A 260-nucleotide genomic window follows, 5' to 3' on the forward strand; every position below is an offset into this window, starting at 1 on the left:
GCCGGCTGCCTGGCGGTGCCCGCCCCCTCCGAAGCGCCGGGCGATCGCGGAGACGTCGAGCTCGTCGATACTCGCTCGGAGCGAGCCTTTGTGGCCGTGCGCCCCGCTTCCCATCTGCTCTCGGATGAAGACGGCGAGATCGGCGCCCTCGACGGCGCGCAGGTAGTCGATCAATCCTTCGGAGTATGGCTCCGACGCGCCGACGTCCGCGAAGTCCGCGCGAAGGAGATGGGACACGACGATCCGTCCCCCCTCCAGCA

The 260-nt window shown here is 69.6% G+C and carries 1 protein-coding gene; it reads right to left on the reverse strand.

Annotated elements, in window-relative coordinates; all coding sequences use genetic code 11:
• Positions 1–237: DHH family phosphoesterase (locus tag EUU22_RS22185; protein ID WP_205687954.1), on the reverse strand; the 237-nt coding region annotated here is incomplete at its 3' end.
• Positions 238–260: the final 23 nt, after the last annotated feature.

The organism is Ciceribacter ferrooxidans, assembly GCF_004137355.1.
Lineage (GTDB): Bacteria > Pseudomonadota > Alphaproteobacteria > Rhizobiales > Rhizobiaceae > Allorhizobium > Allorhizobium ferrooxidans.